The sequence below is a fragment of the Amycolatopsis sp. CA-230715 genome, assembly GCF_018736145.1.
In the GTDB taxonomy this organism is placed as follows: domain Bacteria; phylum Actinomycetota; class Actinomycetes; order Mycobacteriales; family Pseudonocardiaceae; genus Amycolatopsis.
Genome location: NZ_CP059997.1, coordinates 6,136,782 through 6,150,743, shown reverse-complemented (window position 1 = coordinate 6,150,743; position 13,962 = coordinate 6,136,782). Strand labels below are relative to the sequence as shown.

Genomic DNA, 13,962 nt, shown 5'->3' with positions numbered 1-13,962 from the left:
GTCGGCCGGATACCGCCGCCGCGGACAGCGGGTCACGCACCGGAGTCGCCACCCGGCGTGCCACTGCGCCATCCGGGGGAAGTAAGCCGTACGCCGAAAGGATCTTGGCCGTTCCTCCCTCGGCCTGGACAAGATCTGGGTCCGCACCGTTATCATCGGGCCGGTGACCCGACTGAACCCCCCGACGAAGGCGTCCACCGCGCCCCACCCGGCACGAGGTGTCGTCCCCCTCCCACCACCCGTGTTTCCGGCGCGCGCCTGACCTCGGCTTCGAAGGGAACTGGGGGCCTGGAACAGAGCGCGCTCGCGGGATTTTCGCGCCCGCGGGCGGTTCGCCGCATTTTCGACCATGAGGATTTATGGATCAACCGCTCTTGATCGTCGCCGTCTCCGTCCTGCTCGCCGTCGTGGTGCTGCTGGTGGTCCTGCTGGTCCGCCAGCGCGGCATCACCACGCGGGCGCGCGCGATGAGCGACGCGCTGCACCACGAACTGCGCGCGCGGCAAGCCGAACAGGAGCACCTGACGCGGACGAGGCTGCCGTCGCTGATCGAGTCGATCGCCGACCCCGCGGTGTCCGTGCCAGGGCCGCTGACGCAGGGCAACGGTGACCCGCACGGCGTCGTGCTGGCGATGGTCGCCGACTACGTGCGGCAGGCGCGCTCCGGCGCCGCGCAGGCGGCCGCGTCCACACTGAAGGCGATGATGCGCTCGGTCCAGAACCTGGCCAACGAGCAGCAGGTCGCGATCTCGGAGGCGGAGCAGCGCCACGACGATCCCGCGGTGCTCGCCGATCTGCTGAAGATCGACCACGCGAACTCCCAGCTGGCGCGCCGCGCGCAGGCCACCGCGGTGCTGTGCGGGTCGTGGCCCGGCCAGCAGCGCTCGGCGTCCACGCTGACCGACGTGGCGCGCGGCGCGACCTCGCGGATCCGCGACTTCCCCCGGGTGGCGATCCCGGCCACCTCGGAGACCGCGGTGGTGAGCCGCGCGGTGGAGCCGGTGGTGCTCGCGGTCGCCGAACTGCTCGACAACGGCGCGCGGCATTCCCAGCCCGGCTCGAAGGTCGAGGTCAACTTCCAGCAGGCGCACAACGGGCTGGCCATCGTCATCGACGACGCCGGGGTCGGCATGACCGTGGAGGCGGTGCAGCGCGCGACCTGGCTGCTCGCCCAGCGGGGCACGCAGGACATCGCCGGGCTCGGCGACCCGCCGCGGATCGGGTTCGCGGTCATCGGCATCCTGGCCGCCCGCTACGGCTTTTCGGTCTCGGTGGACACCCGCTCGCCCTACGGCGGCGTCCGCGCGGTGGTGTTCCTGCCCAGCGAACTGCTCACCAGGGAGAACGCGCCGAGCGTGCACACCATGCCGGTGTCGCGGGTACTGGAACCCGAAAACCGGGACCCGGTGCCGGAGCAGGCACCTGCCGAAGCCGAAGCACCCGCGCCCAGCCCTGCCGAAGACCTCGGCCGGACCGAGAACGGGCTGCCACGGCGCCGACGGCGCGCGCCCGCCGTCGAACCCGCCCCGCAACCAGCACTACCGGAGCCCGTGGCCGCGCGGACCCCGGCCACCCTCGCCGCGTGGCAGCGCGGCACCCGTGCCGGCCGCGAAACCGCCCCCGCTCCCGCAGATTCCGAAAGGGACAGTCAGTGACCGATCCGTCCAACAAGCTCGGGTGGATGCTCGACGACGCGCTGCAGATGCCCGAGACGCTCTACGCGGTGCTGCTCTCCGCCGACGGGTTGCTGATCGCCCATTCCCAGCGCATCAGCCGCGACGACGCCGAACGGATCGCGGCCGGGATGTCGGGGTTGCAGTCGCTCGCCCGCACGACGGCCGAGTTCTGCGGGGAAACCGCCGAGCAGTGGCGGCAGACGCTGACCGAGTTCACCGGCGGGTACGTCTTCCTCGTCGCCGCGGGCCCCGGCGCCTACCTCGCCGTGTCGGCCACCAACCGCGTCGACATGGAAGGCGTGTCGACGCGGTTGCAGCAACTGGTCCAGCGCCTCGGGCAGGAGCTCACCGCACCGGCCCGGTTCGCGCCGCAGGGTTACGGCAGTCCGGCATGACCGAACCGCGGCGGGAGCGCGCACTGGTGCGGCCGCACGTGGTGACCGGCGGGCGCGCGCACCCGACCCGCAACACGTTCGACCTCGCCACCGTGGTGGTCGCGACCAAGACGCCCGTGGCCGGGCTGAGCCCGGAAAAGCGCCGGATGACCGAGCTCTGCCGGGGCGGGGCGCTCGCGGTCGCCGAGATCGCCGCCCACCTCGGGCTGCCCGCGAGCGTGACGAAGGTGCTGCTGTCCGATCTCGTGGACACCGGCCACATCGTCGCGCACGCCACGGTCGGATCCGCCGACCACGCCGATCTCCAGCTACTGCAGAAGGTGCTCGATGGCCTCCGTGCTCTCACCTGACGCCGACTACGTGCCCGCGAGCGTGCGCACGTCGGTGAAGATCCTCGTGGCAGGCCCGTTCGCGGTGGGCAAGACGACGTTCGTCGGCACGCTGTCGGAGATCAGGCCGCTGCGCACCGAGGAGACGATGACGCAGGCGGGTGCCTTCGTCGACGATCTCGCCGGGGTGCCGGACAAGCAGACCACCACGGTCGCGATGGACTTCGGCAGGCTGACGCTCAACCCCGAACTGGTGCTGTACCTGTTCGGCGCGCCGGGTCAGCAGCGGTTCACGCAGATGTGGAAGGACCTCGCGCACGGCGCGCTCGGCGCGCTCGTCCTCGCCGACCCCCGCCGCCTCGAGCAGTCCTTCGAAGTCATGGACCTGCTCGAAGAACTCGGCATGCCCTACGCGGTGGCCATCAACCAGTTCGACGGCTCGCCGCGCTTCCCCGAAGCCGAACTACGCGAAGCACTCGACCTGCTGCCGCAGACCCGGCTCGTGGTCTGCGACGCGCGCGACCGCGCGTCCTCGGCCAACGCACTGATCGCACTCGTCGACCACCTCTTCACCACTCGCCAGGAGCACCTGTGACCTCAGCTTCCGAAGCTCCCGCGACGCCCGACGGCCCGGTGCCCCCGCCGGGCTGCCCCGCGCACGCCCCCACCCGGCTGCACGGCCCGGAGTTCGCCGCGGACCCCGCCGGGACCTACGCCCGCATGCGGGCCGAACACGGGTCGGTCGCGCCGGTCGAACTGGCTCCGGGCACGCACGCCCACCTCGTCATCGGCTACGAGGCCGCGCTGGAAGTGCTGCGCGAGCCGAGCACGTTCCCCCGCGACCCGCGGCGCTGGGAACGGCGGATGCCGCCGGACAACCCGGTGCTGCCGATGATGGGCTACCGGCCCAACTGCCTATTCACCGACGGCGCGGTGCACGCGAGGCTGCGCGGCGCGGTGACCAGCAGCCTCGGCAGGGTCGACCCGCACCGGCTCCGCGGCTACGTCGAGCAGACCGCGCGCGGGCACATCGGCCGGTTTTCCCAGCGCGGGTCGGCCGATCTGCTCCGCGAGTACGCTACTTCGACCGCGCTCGGCGTGTTCGGCCACCTCTTCGGCTGCCCGCCCGAGCTCGGGGACCGCCTGCTCGAAAGCATGCGCGGCATCTTCGACATGGACGACCCGGAGCAGGCGAACGCGAACCTCGGCCAGTGCATGGGCGAGCTGATCGCGCTCAAGCGGCGCCAGCCCGGCCCCGACCTGCCGTCCTGGATGATGGCCCACCCGGCCCGGCTCACCGACGAAGAGCTGCTGCACCAGATGATCCTGATGATGGGCGCGGGCACCGAACCGCAGCAGAACCTCATCGCCAACGGGTTGCGGCTGCTGCTCTCCGACGAGCGGTTCGCCGGTGACCTCGCGGGCGGCAGCATGCCCGTCGAGGACGCGCTCGACGAGATCCTGTGGACCGACCCGCCGATGGCCAACTACTCGGCCAGCTACCCGTGGACCGATCTCGACCTCTTCGGCGTCCGCGTGCCAGCCGACCAGCCGCTGGTGATCAGCTTCGCCGCGGCCAACACCGATCCCGCGCTCAACATCGAGCACCGCGCGGGCAACCGCGCGCACCTCGCGTGGGGCGCCGGGATGCACACCTGCCCGGCGCAGCTGCCCGCCAGGATCATCGCCTCCGCCGCCATCGAAACCCTGCTCGACGCGCTGCCCGACGTCCGGCTCGCCGTGCCGGTCGAGGACCTCGTGTGGCGGCAGGGTCCCTTCCACCGCGCGCTTTCCGCGCTTCCCGTCCAGTTCACCCCCGTCACCGTGGCCGCGCCACCCGATCCACTTCCTCCGTCCGCACCGCCCACCCAGCAGTCAGGAGAACGCGCATGGACCGCACCGCCAGCCCAGTCGTCCTCGACCCCACTGGACGTGACATCCACGGAGAAGGCGCCCGGCTCCGCGAACGGGGGCAAGCGACCCTGGTGGAGCTCCCTGGCCAGGTGGTGGCGTGGTCGGTGACCAACCCGGATCTGCTCAAGCGGCTGCTGAGCGATCCCCGCGTCTCCAAGGACCCGAACCAGCACTGGCCCGCCTACACCCGCGGTGAGATCCCCGCGGACTGGCCGTTGCACCTCTGGGTTTCGGTGAAGAACATGTTCACCGCCTACGGCGGCGACCACCGGCGGCTGCGCGCGCTGGTGTCCAAGGCGTTCACCCCGCGCCGGACGCAGAACCTGCGGCCGCAGGTGGAACAGATCACGGCCGAGCTGATCTCCGCGCTCGCCGCCGGGCCGAACACCGCGGACCTGCGGGAAACCTTCGCCTACCCGTTGCCGATCGAGGTCATCTGCCAGCTGTTCGGCATTCCCGACGACGCGCGCCCCGGGCTCAAGCGCGCCGTGGACGGCGTCTTCAACACCACCGCGACCCCCGAAGAAGCCGCGGCGAACGTTCAGGACATGTACCGCATCCTGAGCGAACTCGTCGCCGCCAAGCGGGAAAAGCCCGGCGACGACCTGGCCAGCGCGCTCATCAGCGCCCGCGACGAGGACAACTCGCGGCTGGAAGAAGCCGAGATGGTCGACACGCTGATCCTGGTGATCTCGGCCGGGCACGAAACCACCGTCAACCTCCTCGACCACGCCATCACCGCGCTGCTCACCCACCCCGAGCAGCTCCGCCTCGTCCTCGACGGCGAGCGCACGTGGACGGACGTGATCGACGAAACCCTGCGCTGGCAAGCCCCCGTGGCCCACCTGCCGCTGCGCTACGCCGTCGAGGACATCGAAATCGACGGGCTGACGATCCAGGCAGGCGAGCCGATCCTGGCCTCCTACGCCGCGGCCGGGCGCGACAGCGCGCACCACGGCGAGGACGCCGACCGGTTCGACCTCACCCGCGAAGACAAGGGCAGCCTGGCGTTCGGCCACGGCGTGCACTACTGCCTCGGCGCCCCGCTGGCCAGGCTGGAGGCCGAGATCGCGCTGCCCGCGCTGTTCACCGCGTTCCCCGATCTCACCCTCGCGGTGCCGGCCGAGGAGCTGGAGACGGTGGCCTCGTTCATCTCCAACGGCCACCGCACGCTCCCCGCGTTCCTCACCAAACCCGCGGACTGAGCCGGAAACGGTGGTGTCGCGGGCATCGGCCGCGACACCACCGTCCACAAAGGAACTTCGCGGCACGGGCGGGCGCGCGTGTTACCGTTTCGCGGTGACCAGCCCTGATCTCATCACCGAGCGATCCGATCCCGCCGTGCAGCGGATCATCGATGTCACCAAGCACTCCCGGTCCGTCGTCAAGACGGCGCTGATCGAGGACGTCGAGCCGCTGCTGCAGGCGATCCGGGCCGGGCTGGAGTTCACCGAGGTCTACGGGCTCGAAACGACCTCGCTGCCGGAAGAACTGCTCGCCGCGTGCGCCGAGCGCGGCATCGGGGTCCGGCTGCTCGCCACCACGATCGCCAACCAGGTCTTCAAGACCGAGAAGAAGCCGAAGGCGTTCGGGATCGCCAAGGTCCCGCGGCCTCGGAAGCTCGCCGATTTGAACGGCACCACCGGCGACCTCATCCTCCTCGACGGCGTGAAGATCGTCGGCAACATCGGCGCCATCGTGCGGACCTCGTTCGCGCTCGGGGCCGCGGGCATCGTGCTCGTCGACAGCGACCTCACCACCATCGCGGACCGGCGCCTGATCAGGGCGAGCCGCGGGTACGTGTTCTCGCTGCCGATCGTGCTGGCCTCGCGGGAAGAGGCGCTCGCCCACATCCGGGAAAGCGGTGCGCGGCTGGTGCTCTTCGACACCGGCGGCGCGCTCACCGTCGCCGATCTCGGCACGGCCGAGGAGCGGCTGGTGCTCGCGTTCGGCAGCGAGAAGACCGGTGCGTCGGGCGAGTTCGCGGGCATCTCCGCCGACGCGGTGTCGATCCCGATGAACCCCCTCGCTGAGTCGCTCAACGTGTCCGTCTCGGCCGGGATCGCGTTGCACGCGCGGGCCCACCGGAACCTGCCGCGCTGATCATCCCTTGGTGATCAGGTAGGAGCTGTTCGCCACGTTCCAGTGCGTCTTGAGGTAGCTGCCCTCCGGCGGGTTCGTGTTGAAGTAGTCGTCGCCGTCGCAGTCGATCTGGTTTTCCGGCGCGCCTTCGCAGACCTTCACCAGGCCACCGGGCGGGTTCGGGATGCCGCCGTCGTCGTAGCACATGATGTCCTCGTCGTCCCAGCAGTGCCCGTTCTTCGTCGCGTGCGGCGCGCTGCCCTGTACGGCGCCGAGGGTGTGCAGCAGTTCGTGCCCGCTGGCCTGCCACGACCAGCAGCCGGTGCCGACCGTGGCGTAGTGCGGCCCCGCGTTGTAGGGGTTGTCCGCGCCGGGACGGTCGTCGCCGCCGTTGCCGAAGGCCAGCCCGCAGCCGTCCTTGTCGTACCAGACCAGGTACTTCCGGTCGGCGCGGTCGAAGCCCTTCGCCTTGATCGCGTCGGTGATCGTGTCGACGGTGTCCATTGAGGACTGCGGGATCGCCACGTTCGCGATCGTCGCGCGGCAGTCCGCGTCGGTGACGTACCGTACGTGCCGCGAGCCGCCGCCGAGCCGCTTGCCCGCCTCGGCGAAGTCGTCGTCGATCTGGTCGGCGAAGGTCCGGAACCGATCGGCGAGTTCGGCGTACCGGTCCGGCTGGCCGTCGCCGCGCACGTAGAGCGCCTCCACCCGGTTCCCGCTGGTTCCGTCGCCGTCGCACTGTGTTTTTCCCGATGGCACCTCCGGTGCGGCGGCCGCGGCCGGGACGACCCCGCCGAGGACCACCGCTACACCGACGAACACGAGCCACGTCTTCCTGAACACGAGCAGCCACCTTTCTCCCGCGTGGTGCACCACCTTCGCGCGGTATTCGCTTGCCGCAGGCCAGTCTTCGAAACGCTAACCAAGTTGTGCGGGAAAACGCGCTGCGGTGCGACCGCACGCTTTCCTGCGGTCGCACCGCAGGGACTTCCGGTGGAAGAACTGTCAAAATCGGCAGGAAACGAGGAGGCACTGATGCGCACTCGGAGCTGGCGGCTGTTCGCGGTACTGGCACTGGCCGCCGCAGTCGGAATCCCGTCACCGTCGCAGGCCGCCCCGGCCGCGAATCACACGGTGACCTTCGTGAACCACTCCGGCGACACCGTGTGGATCGGCAGCGCGGTCAACGCCGACGGCTCGGCGAACCTCGCGAACCTGCCGACGCTGAAGGACGGGGAATCCGCCACGATCACCGTGCCGGAGTCCGACGGGCCCGGCCACTGGCGAGGAAAGTTCTTCGCGCGCCAGGGATGCACCGGCGAAAGCGGCCGTGATTTCCATTGCGCCGTCGGCGATTGCGGCCCCGACGCCGATCACTGCTCCACCGGCGAGGAGCCCGCGAGCCTCGCGGAGTTCAACTTCGACCCCGCCGACAAGCTCGCCCCCTGGTACAACGTGAGCTACGTCAACGCCTTCTCCCTTCCCGTCACGATCGACCCCGACAACGCCACCCCGCCACCCGGCGCACCGGCCTCGTGCGGTCAGGCGGGCTGCTCCGAAACCGTGCTGCCCTCGTGCCCCGCCGAGGATCTGCGGAAGTGGCCGGACAGTTCGCCGATGAACTGCGTCAACCCGAACCGGGACGCGAAGACCAGCTACAGCGATCTCGTGCAGGCGAAGTGCCCTCGCGCGTACGCGTGGTCCAAACAGGACACCGAGCCGGGGAACCAGACCATGTTCCAGTGCACCTCGTGCAGCGGTTTCACCGTAACCTTCCACAGTGGACGGTGAAGGCGAATCGCACTGCCCCGCCTGACAGTCTGGAGGAATCCCGTGCACCCGATCCGCAGGTTCGCCGTACTGGCACTGGCCGCGCTTCTGCTCGTGCCGTCGGTCGCGTCGGCCAGTACCGCCGAAGCGGCGAAGAAGGGCGTCAGCGCGGCGAACGTCGACGGCGTGACCGACGCGCTCGCCGATGTCGGCGCGAGCTGGTTCTACACCTGGGACTCCGGCCCCAAGGGCATCGCGGCGCCGCCGGGTGCCGAGTTCGTGCCGATGATCTGGGGCCCCGGCTCGGTGAACCCCGACCAGCTCGCGCAGGCGAAGGCGTCGGGCAGCACGCTGCTCGCGTTCAACGAGCCGGACATGGCCGGGCAGGCGAACATGTCCGTCGAGCAGGCGCTCGACCTGTGGCCGCAGCTCGAAGCGACCGGGATGCGGTTGAGCGCCCCTGCCGTGGCCTTCGGCGGCGACCAGGCTGGCGGCTGGCTGGACCGCTTCATGAGCGGTGCGGCCGAACGCGGCTACCGCGTCGACTTCATCCCGTTGCACTGGTACGGCGGCGACTTCTCCGGCGCGGCCACCGGGCAGCTGAAGGGCTACCTCCAGGCCGTGGCCGATCGGTACCACAAACCGGTGTGGCTCACCGAATACGCGCTGACGGACTTCTCCGGCCCGGCTCCGCGCTACCCGTCGGAGGCCGAACAGACCGCCTTCGCCAAGGACTCGGCGGCCATGCTCGGCGATTTGTCCTCTGTGGAGCGCTACGCGTGGTTCACGCTGTCCACCGCGACCGCGCCCACCGGCCTCTACTCGGGCAAGGACGCGAACGCGACGGGTGTGGCCTACCGCGACGCCACCCCACACTGATGCCGCTCGCTCCTCCCGAGGCAGCGGGGAGCACTTGGTCCCCGAAGGCCACCTTCGGGGACTCTGACGCCACTTTCTCGGCCCTCACAGCGCGCGGGGCGAACCTGCGCAGGCCCCGAAGGTGGCCTTCGGGGCGCTAGACGCCACAAATCCACCCCTCGCACACTCGACCACCGCGACGCACATGCCCCGAAAGTGGCCTTCGGGGCGCTCAAGTCCCCGAAAGTCACCTTCGGGGCATCAGGCACGGATCACCCGACACCACCTTTGGGGACCTGCGAAGCCGCCTCCCCCCCCTAGCACGCCACGAGGCACCCGATTAAGCGTCCACAGTAGACACAACACGGCACGCGGCTACGGCGGAGTCGATGTCGAGGGCGAGCAGGTGGTGGTTGAGCGCGATCCCGGCGGACGACCCGGCGGCGGCCGCGGTGATCAGCTGCGCGGGCGAGTCCACGACGTTGCCCGCCGCCCACACTCCCGGCACGCTGGTGCGCCCCGAGCCGTCCACGGTCACCCAGCCGTTTTCGCCGACCGCGCAGCCGAGCCCGGTCAGCAGCCCGTCGTCCGGCACGAACCGCGGGCCGACGAACGCCGTCTCCCTCGGCACCGCCGTCCCGTCGGCCAGTTCGACGCCGGAAACCCGGCCGCCGTCCACCAGCAGTCGCGCCACTTCCCCGTCCACCACCCGGATCCCGCGCGCGACGAGCCGCTCCCGCTCCTCGTCCGTCATCACGATGCGGTGCGGGAAGAACACCACGTCGTCGGACCACTGCCGGACGAGCGAGGCCTGGTGCAGGGTGAACGGCCGGTTGTCCCCGCCGAGCACCGCGATGGCCGTGTCGCGCACTTCGTAGCCGTGGCAGTAGGGGCAGTGCACCACGTCGGCTCCCCACCGCTCGCGCACACCCGGGATCGCGGGCAGTTCGTCGCGCAGCCCGGTGGCCACGAGCACCGCTCGCGCGTTCAGATCCCCGCCGTCATGGCGCACCGCGAACCCGCCGTCGGCCCGTTCGATGGCGAGCGCCCGCGCGGAGACGATCTCACCGCCGTACCTGGCCAGTTCGTCCCTGCCCGCGGCGAGCAGGTCCGCCGGTGACATCCCGTCGCGGGAAAGGAAGTTGTGCAGGTGCGCGGCCGGGGCGTTGCGCGGCTCGCCCGCGTCGAGCACCACCACCCCGCGCCGCGAACGCGCCAGCAGCACCGCGGCGCTCAGCCCGGCCGCGCCACCCCCGGCGATCACCACGTCGTACCCCATCGGAACCCCTTTTCCGGTCGTCCAGCCCTGCGCTAGACTAAAAAGGTAACAGGTAGTTCACTGGTTAACAAAAGGATGGCCGTGACTTCGATTCCCCTCCGCGCGCGCACGATCGAACTGTGGGGTGCGCACAACCCCGGGCTCGACACCGCGCCGATGGAACTGGTCGCCCAGGTCAAGCGGATCAGCGCGCTGCTCGACCTCGCGGTGGAGCCGATCTACGACGGCGCCGCGGTCACCGCGGCGGAGGTCGGGCTGCTCGTCCCGCTGCGGCACCTCGGCGAACCGGTGACCGCCATCCGCCTCGCCGCCAGGCTCGGCATGTCGCGGGCCGGGGTCAGCAAGACACTCGCCAAGCTCGAACGGCGAGGCCTGATCAGCCGCGTGGTCAATCCCGCCGACCGGCGCGCCGCGTTGATCAGCATGACCGACGAGGGCAAGGCACTCGTCGACGACGTGTTCCCGCGCGAGCTGGCGGCGCACGGGGAGTTGTTGTCCGGCTTGGGAAAGGACCGCGCCCGCGTCCTCGACGTGCTGACCGGGCTCGCCGAGGGGATGGAAGCGCGGCTCGGGGGCGAACGATGACCGGAGCCGGCCGCGACAGACCCTCGCCGGACCGGGAAACCGGGACGGCGCTGCGCATCCACTTCTCGCAAGACGACCTCGCCCGCATCTCCGTCGCGGGCGCGCCGGACGTGATGTGGGAGATCCTGCTGAGCCTGCACATGCTGCAGAGCAAGGCGGCGTTCGAGCACTGGCGCCACCGCGTCGGCGACCGCGGCCGCAGGCTCTACCACCTCGCCCCGCCGCAGGGGTATTCGCCGGACTTCCTCACCCCCGACCACGCGGTCGCCTCCGTCGCCGACGGCATCGACCGCGTGCGCGCCACACCGCGCGCCCGGCTCCGCCGCGAACTCGCGGTCCTGTCCGCCGAACGCCACCAGCCGCACTCGACGCGCCTGCTCGCGCAGGGCGACCGGAGGACGATGCACGATCTCGGCACCGCGCTGCGCGGCTACCACGAGCACGCGATCGCGCCGTACTGGCCCACGATCGAGGAGCGGCTTTCCGCGGAGCAGGCGAACCGGAAGCGCCACCTCGACGCTCCCGTCCGGCTGTTCGCCGCCCTGAACCCGCACCTGACCTGGCGCGCGCCGGTACTCGAATTGACCGGCGGCCACGTTTCGGGCGATCTGCACCTCGACGGCCGCGGCCTGGTGCTGATCCCGTCGTTCTTCTGCTGGCACGCGCCCACCGTGCTCGCCGACCCCGCGCTGCGCCCGGTGCTCGTCTACCCGGTGCCGCACGAGGCGGTGGAACCGGAGCCGAGCGCCGAGCTCATCGCGCTGCTGGGCCCGACGCGAGCCCGCATCCTGGCCAACGCCGACGGCACCAGCACCACCGAACTGGCCAGGCTCGCCGGCACGTCACCGGCGACGACGAGCTACCACCTCGGCATCCTCCGCGACGCGCGGCTCGTGTCCACCGAGCGCACCGGCACCTCGGTGCGGCACCTGCTCACCCCGCTCGGCCGCTCGCTGACCGGGCGGTGAGCCCGAACACGCGCTCCGCCGTGCGGTGGCCGAGCGCGGCGCGCTGGTCGCCGGTCAGCGGCGCGTCCCGCAGGAAGGCGATGGCGTCCGCCGGGTCCTCGTACGGGTAGTCGATCGCGAACATGACGTTGTCCGCACCGACCGCGCGCAGGGCCAGCCCGAGCACGTCCGGGTCGTCGATACCGCTCGTGGTGAGCGTGAAGTTGCGCCGGAAGTACTCGCTCGGCGTGAGCGACAAGCGCGGCATCGGCGTCGCCGCGCCCGCCGTCCGCGCCGCGAACGCGTGCCGGTTGTCGATCCGCCGCAGCCAGTACGGAACGCCCTCTCCGAGGTGACCGAGCACAAGGGACAGTCCGGGGTAGCGGTCAAGTGCACCGCTGAGGATGAGCCGCATGGCGTGCAGCCCCGCCTCGGCCTGGTAACCCCAGATCGCCCCGGGCAGCCCGTACTCGCGGTACGCGGCGAGCGTGCTCGGCGCGCGCGGGTGCAGGTAGATCGGCGCGCGGTTCGCTTCGGCCGCCGCCAGCAGCGGCGCGAACTCCGGCTCGTCGAGGTACCGCCCGCCGGTATGCGAGTTGACCATGATTCCGTTGAGGCCCAACGATTTCGTCGCTCGTTCGAGCTCGGCGGCCGCGGCTTCCGGGTCCTGCGGCGCCACCGTGGCCAGCCCGCCGAACCGGCCGGGATGCCGCCGCACGATCTCGGCCAGCGCGTCGTTGAACTCGCGGGCCAGCGGCACCGCGTCGGCCGCGGCGTAGGGCTGGACGCCAGGCGGGTCGAGGCTGAGCACCGCCATGTCCTGCCCGACGGCGTCCATCTCCCGGAGCCGGGCGTCGAGATCGACGAGCCGGGTGCGGAAAGCGGGAGAGGACTCCACCGTGCGCATCAGCGCCATCTCGGTCTCGTCCCCCGGCACGACTTCCAGCCCGTGCGCGGTGCGCAGGAAGGCCTCGGTGGCCATGTGCTCCTCGACGGCGACGACCCTCACGCCCGTCGCCCGCCGTCCACCGACAACGCGATCCCGGTGACGTAGGACGCGGCGTCCGAGCAGAGCCAGACCGCGGCCGCCGCGGCCTCCTCCGCGGTCGCCATCCGGCCGAGCGGGGTGCTCGCCTCCTGCATCGCGATCAGGTCGGTCCCCACCGCGACCTGGTCGAACCCGGGTGTGCGGGTCGGGCCGGGGCAGACGGCGTTGACCCGGATGCCCTTCGCCGCGTAGTCGACCGCGGCCACCTTGGTCAGCCCGACGATGCCGTGCTTGGCGGCGACGTAGGCGGGCGCGGACGGGATCGCGTACAGGCCGCCGTTGGAAGCGACGTTGACGATCGCCCCGCCGCCGGCCAGCAGGGGCAGCTCGTACTTCAGGCACAGGAAGGTCCCGGTCAGGTTGACCCGCACCACCCGCTCGAACTCGTCGAGGGTCATCTCGTCGAGCTTCCGGTGGTGCGAGGCCATTCCGGCGTTGTTCACCGCGAAGTGGAGGCCGCCGTACGCCGCGACCGTCCGCTCGACGGCCGATCGCACGGACCGCTCGTCGGCGATGTCGACGAGGACGGCCACGGCGGCACCACCGTTCTTTTCGATCATCTCGACGGTCTCCGCCGCCGCGGTCTCGTCGATGTCGAGCACGGCGACCGCGGCGCCCTGCCTGGCGAACTCGATGGCCGCCGCCCGGCCGATCCCGCTGCCCGCGCCGGTGACCAGTCCCGCTTTCCCTTTCATGCCAGCGGCTCGTGGTTCGCCCACGCGACCCGGTACGGGTGCCGCGACTGCCAGCGGTCGATGACCTCGTGCATGCCGGGCGCGGTGAACGCCTTCGCCAGCGCGTCCACGTCGGCCACGGCGACCTGCACGATCGCGCTCGCGATGAGCGCCGGGATGGCCTCTTCACCGGGGATCGGCAGGTGCCGCCCGGTCGCGACCGACTGGGCGAGACCGCTGTCGAGCATGACGCGTTCGATATCCGTGAGGTACTGATCGAGCTCGGCGTCCGGCAGCGGTTCTTCGAAGGAAACAATCATCGTGTGGTTGATCATGCCCCAATTTTCGCCGGAAGTTTCCCCTCCCGTCCAAGACCGGTTCGATCTTCGGCGATAACCTGGAGGC

Annotated in this window: 16 protein-coding genes; 11 read left to right on the top strand and 5 right to left on the bottom strand. The window is 70.9% G+C overall.

Annotated elements, in window-relative coordinates; all coding sequences use genetic code 11:
* Positions 1-359: 359 nt before the first annotated feature.
* The 7 genes from HUW46_RS29565 to nshR all read left to right on the top strand — a co-directional run bounded on the left by HUW46_RS29565 (position 360) and on the right by nshR (position 6,417).
* Positions 360-1,655, top strand: a complete 1,296-nt coding sequence (locus tag HUW46_RS29565; RefSeq protein ID WP_215542055.1) for an ATP-binding protein — start codon at positions 360-362, stop codon at positions 1,653-1,655.
* Positions 1,652-2,071, top strand: a complete 420-nt coding sequence (locus HUW46_RS29560; protein ID WP_254125010.1) for a roadblock/LC7 domain-containing protein — start codon at positions 1,652-1,654, stop codon at positions 2,069-2,071. The genes HUW46_RS29565 and HUW46_RS29560 overlap by 4 nt, the downstream gene beginning before the upstream one ends.
* Complete coding sequence (locus tag HUW46_RS29555; protein ID WP_215542054.1) at positions 2,068-2,421, top strand: DUF742 domain-containing protein; 354 nt, start codon at positions 2,068-2,070, stop codon at positions 2,419-2,421. The genes HUW46_RS29560 and HUW46_RS29555 overlap by 4 nt, the downstream gene beginning before the upstream one ends.
* Entirely contained in the window at positions 2,399-2,995 is a 597-nt protein-coding gene (locus tag HUW46_RS29550) for a GTP-binding protein (protein ID WP_215542053.1), read from the top strand. The genes HUW46_RS29555 and HUW46_RS29550 overlap by 23 nt, the downstream gene beginning before the upstream one ends.
* Positions 2,992-4,422, top strand: coding sequence for a cytochrome P450 (locus HUW46_RS48455; protein ID WP_254125008.1), 1,431 nt, complete (start codon positions 2,992-2,994; stop codon positions 4,420-4,422). Before HUW46_RS29550 ends, HUW46_RS48455 begins: the two co-directional genes overlap by 4 nt.
* Positions 4,404-5,519: a cytochrome P450 family protein gene (locus tag HUW46_RS29545; RefSeq protein ID WP_254126654.1), complete on the top strand. Its 1,116-nt coding sequence runs from the start codon at positions 4,404-4,406 to the stop codon at positions 5,517-5,519. Before HUW46_RS48455 ends, HUW46_RS29545 begins: the two co-directional genes overlap by 19 nt.
* A gap of 94 nt (positions 5,520-5,613) precedes the next feature.
* Positions 5,614-6,417, top strand: a complete 804-nt coding sequence (gene nshR, locus HUW46_RS29540; protein ID WP_215542051.1) for an NshR/TsnR family 23S rRNA methyltransferase — start codon at positions 5,614-5,616, stop codon at positions 6,415-6,417.
* Here the strand turns inward: nshR and HUW46_RS29535 are convergent, their stop codons facing one another.
* Positions 6,418-7,239, bottom strand: a complete 822-nt coding sequence (locus HUW46_RS29535; protein ID WP_254125006.1) for a hypothetical protein — start codon at positions 7,237-7,239, stop codon at positions 6,418-6,420.
* A 192-nt stretch (positions 7,240-7,431) separates the two neighbouring features.
* Here HUW46_RS29535 and HUW46_RS29530 point away from each other — a divergent pair, with 192 nt between their 5' ends.
* Together HUW46_RS29530 and HUW46_RS29525 are read left to right on the top strand one after the other, a co-directional pair.
* Entirely contained in the window at positions 7,432-8,187 is a 756-nt protein-coding gene (locus tag HUW46_RS29530; RefSeq protein ID WP_215542050.1) for a thaumatin family protein, read from the top strand.
* Between the two features lie 42 nt (positions 8,188-8,229).
* Positions 8,230-9,045 carry a glycoside hydrolase family protein gene (locus tag HUW46_RS29525; protein WP_215542049.1) on the top strand — a complete coding sequence of 272 codons (816 nt, stop codon included), beginning with the start codon at positions 8,230-8,232 and terminating at the stop codon, positions 9,043-9,045.
* Between the two features lie 319 nt (positions 9,046-9,364).
* Here the strand turns inward: HUW46_RS29525 and HUW46_RS29520 are convergent, their stop codons facing one another.
* On the bottom strand, positions 9,365-10,303 hold the full coding sequence (locus HUW46_RS29520; RefSeq protein ID WP_215542048.1) for an NAD(P)/FAD-dependent oxidoreductase: 939 nt from the start codon (positions 10,301-10,303) through the stop codon (positions 9,365-9,367).
* An 81-nt stretch (positions 10,304-10,384) separates the two neighbouring features.
* Between HUW46_RS29520 and HUW46_RS29515 the strand changes: the two genes are divergently transcribed.
* Complete coding sequence (locus HUW46_RS29515) at positions 10,385-10,888, top strand: MarR family winged helix-turn-helix transcriptional regulator (RefSeq protein ID WP_254125004.1); 504 nt, start codon at positions 10,385-10,387, stop codon at positions 10,886-10,888.
* Positions 10,885-11,856 (top strand): ArsR/SmtB family transcription factor, encoded by a 972-nt coding sequence (locus HUW46_RS29510; RefSeq protein ID WP_215542046.1) that lies wholly within the window; start codon positions 10,885-10,887, stop codon positions 11,854-11,856. The genes HUW46_RS29515 and HUW46_RS29510 overlap by 4 nt, the downstream gene beginning before the upstream one ends.
* Here the strand turns inward: HUW46_RS29510 and HUW46_RS29505 are convergent.
* From HUW46_RS29505 to HUW46_RS29495, 3 genes are read right to left on the bottom strand one after another with little or no spacing between them, the layout of a single operon-like run.
* Positions 11,822-12,817, bottom strand: coding sequence for an amidohydrolase family protein (locus tag HUW46_RS29505; protein ID WP_254125002.1), 996 nt, complete (start codon positions 12,815-12,817; stop codon positions 11,822-11,824). The two genes, HUW46_RS29510 and HUW46_RS29505, sit on opposite strands and share 35 nt — an antisense overlap.
* Before the next feature lie 23 nt (positions 12,818-12,840).
* Positions 12,841-13,578: an SDR family NAD(P)-dependent oxidoreductase gene (locus tag HUW46_RS29500; RefSeq protein WP_215542044.1), complete on the bottom strand. Its 738-nt coding sequence runs from the start codon at positions 13,576-13,578 to the stop codon at positions 12,841-12,843.
* The gene (locus HUW46_RS29495; protein WP_215542043.1) at positions 13,575-13,892 is read right to left on the bottom strand and encodes a hypothetical protein; all 318 of its coding nucleotides are present in this window, start codon (positions 13,890-13,892) and stop codon (positions 13,575-13,577) included. The genes HUW46_RS29500 and HUW46_RS29495 overlap by 4 nt, the downstream gene beginning before the upstream one ends.
* Positions 13,893-13,962 lie beyond the last annotated feature (70 nt).

Excerpts from the sequence above, each read along its gene's own strand:
- HUW46_RS29565 (WP_215542055.1), top strand. The coding sequence starts at position 360 with ATGGATCAACCGCTCTTGATCGTCGCCGTCTCCGTCCTGCTCGCCGTC.
- HUW46_RS29555 (WP_215542054.1), top strand. The coding sequence starts at position 2,068 with ATGACCGAACCGCGGCGGGAGCGCGCACTGGTGCGGCCGCACGTGGTG.
- HUW46_RS29550 (WP_215542053.1), top strand. The coding sequence starts at position 2,399 with ATGGCCTCCGTGCTCTCACCTGACGCCGACTACGTGCCCGCGAGCGTG.
- HUW46_RS29530 (WP_215542050.1), top strand. The coding sequence starts at position 7,432 with ATGCGCACTCGGAGCTGGCGGCTGTTCGCGGTACTGGCACTGGCCGCC.
- HUW46_RS29520 (WP_215542048.1), bottom strand. The coding sequence starts at position 10,303 with ATGGGGTACGACGTGGTGATCGCCGGGGGTGGCGCGGCCGGGCTGAGC.
- HUW46_RS29510 (WP_215542046.1), top strand. The coding sequence starts at position 10,885 with ATGACCGGAGCCGGCCGCGACAGACCCTCGCCGGACCGGGAAACCGGG.
- HUW46_RS29505 (WP_254125002.1), bottom strand. The coding sequence starts at position 12,817 with ATGGCCACCGAGGCCTTCCTGCGCACCGCGCACGGGCTGGAAGTCGTG.
- HUW46_RS29500 (WP_215542044.1), bottom strand. The coding sequence starts at position 13,578 with ATGAAAGGGAAAGCGGGACTGGTCACCGGCGCGGGCAGCGGGATCGGC.
- HUW46_RS29495 (WP_215542043.1), bottom strand. The coding sequence starts at position 13,892 with ATGATCAACCACACGATGATTGTTTCCTTCGAAGAACCGCTGCCGGAC.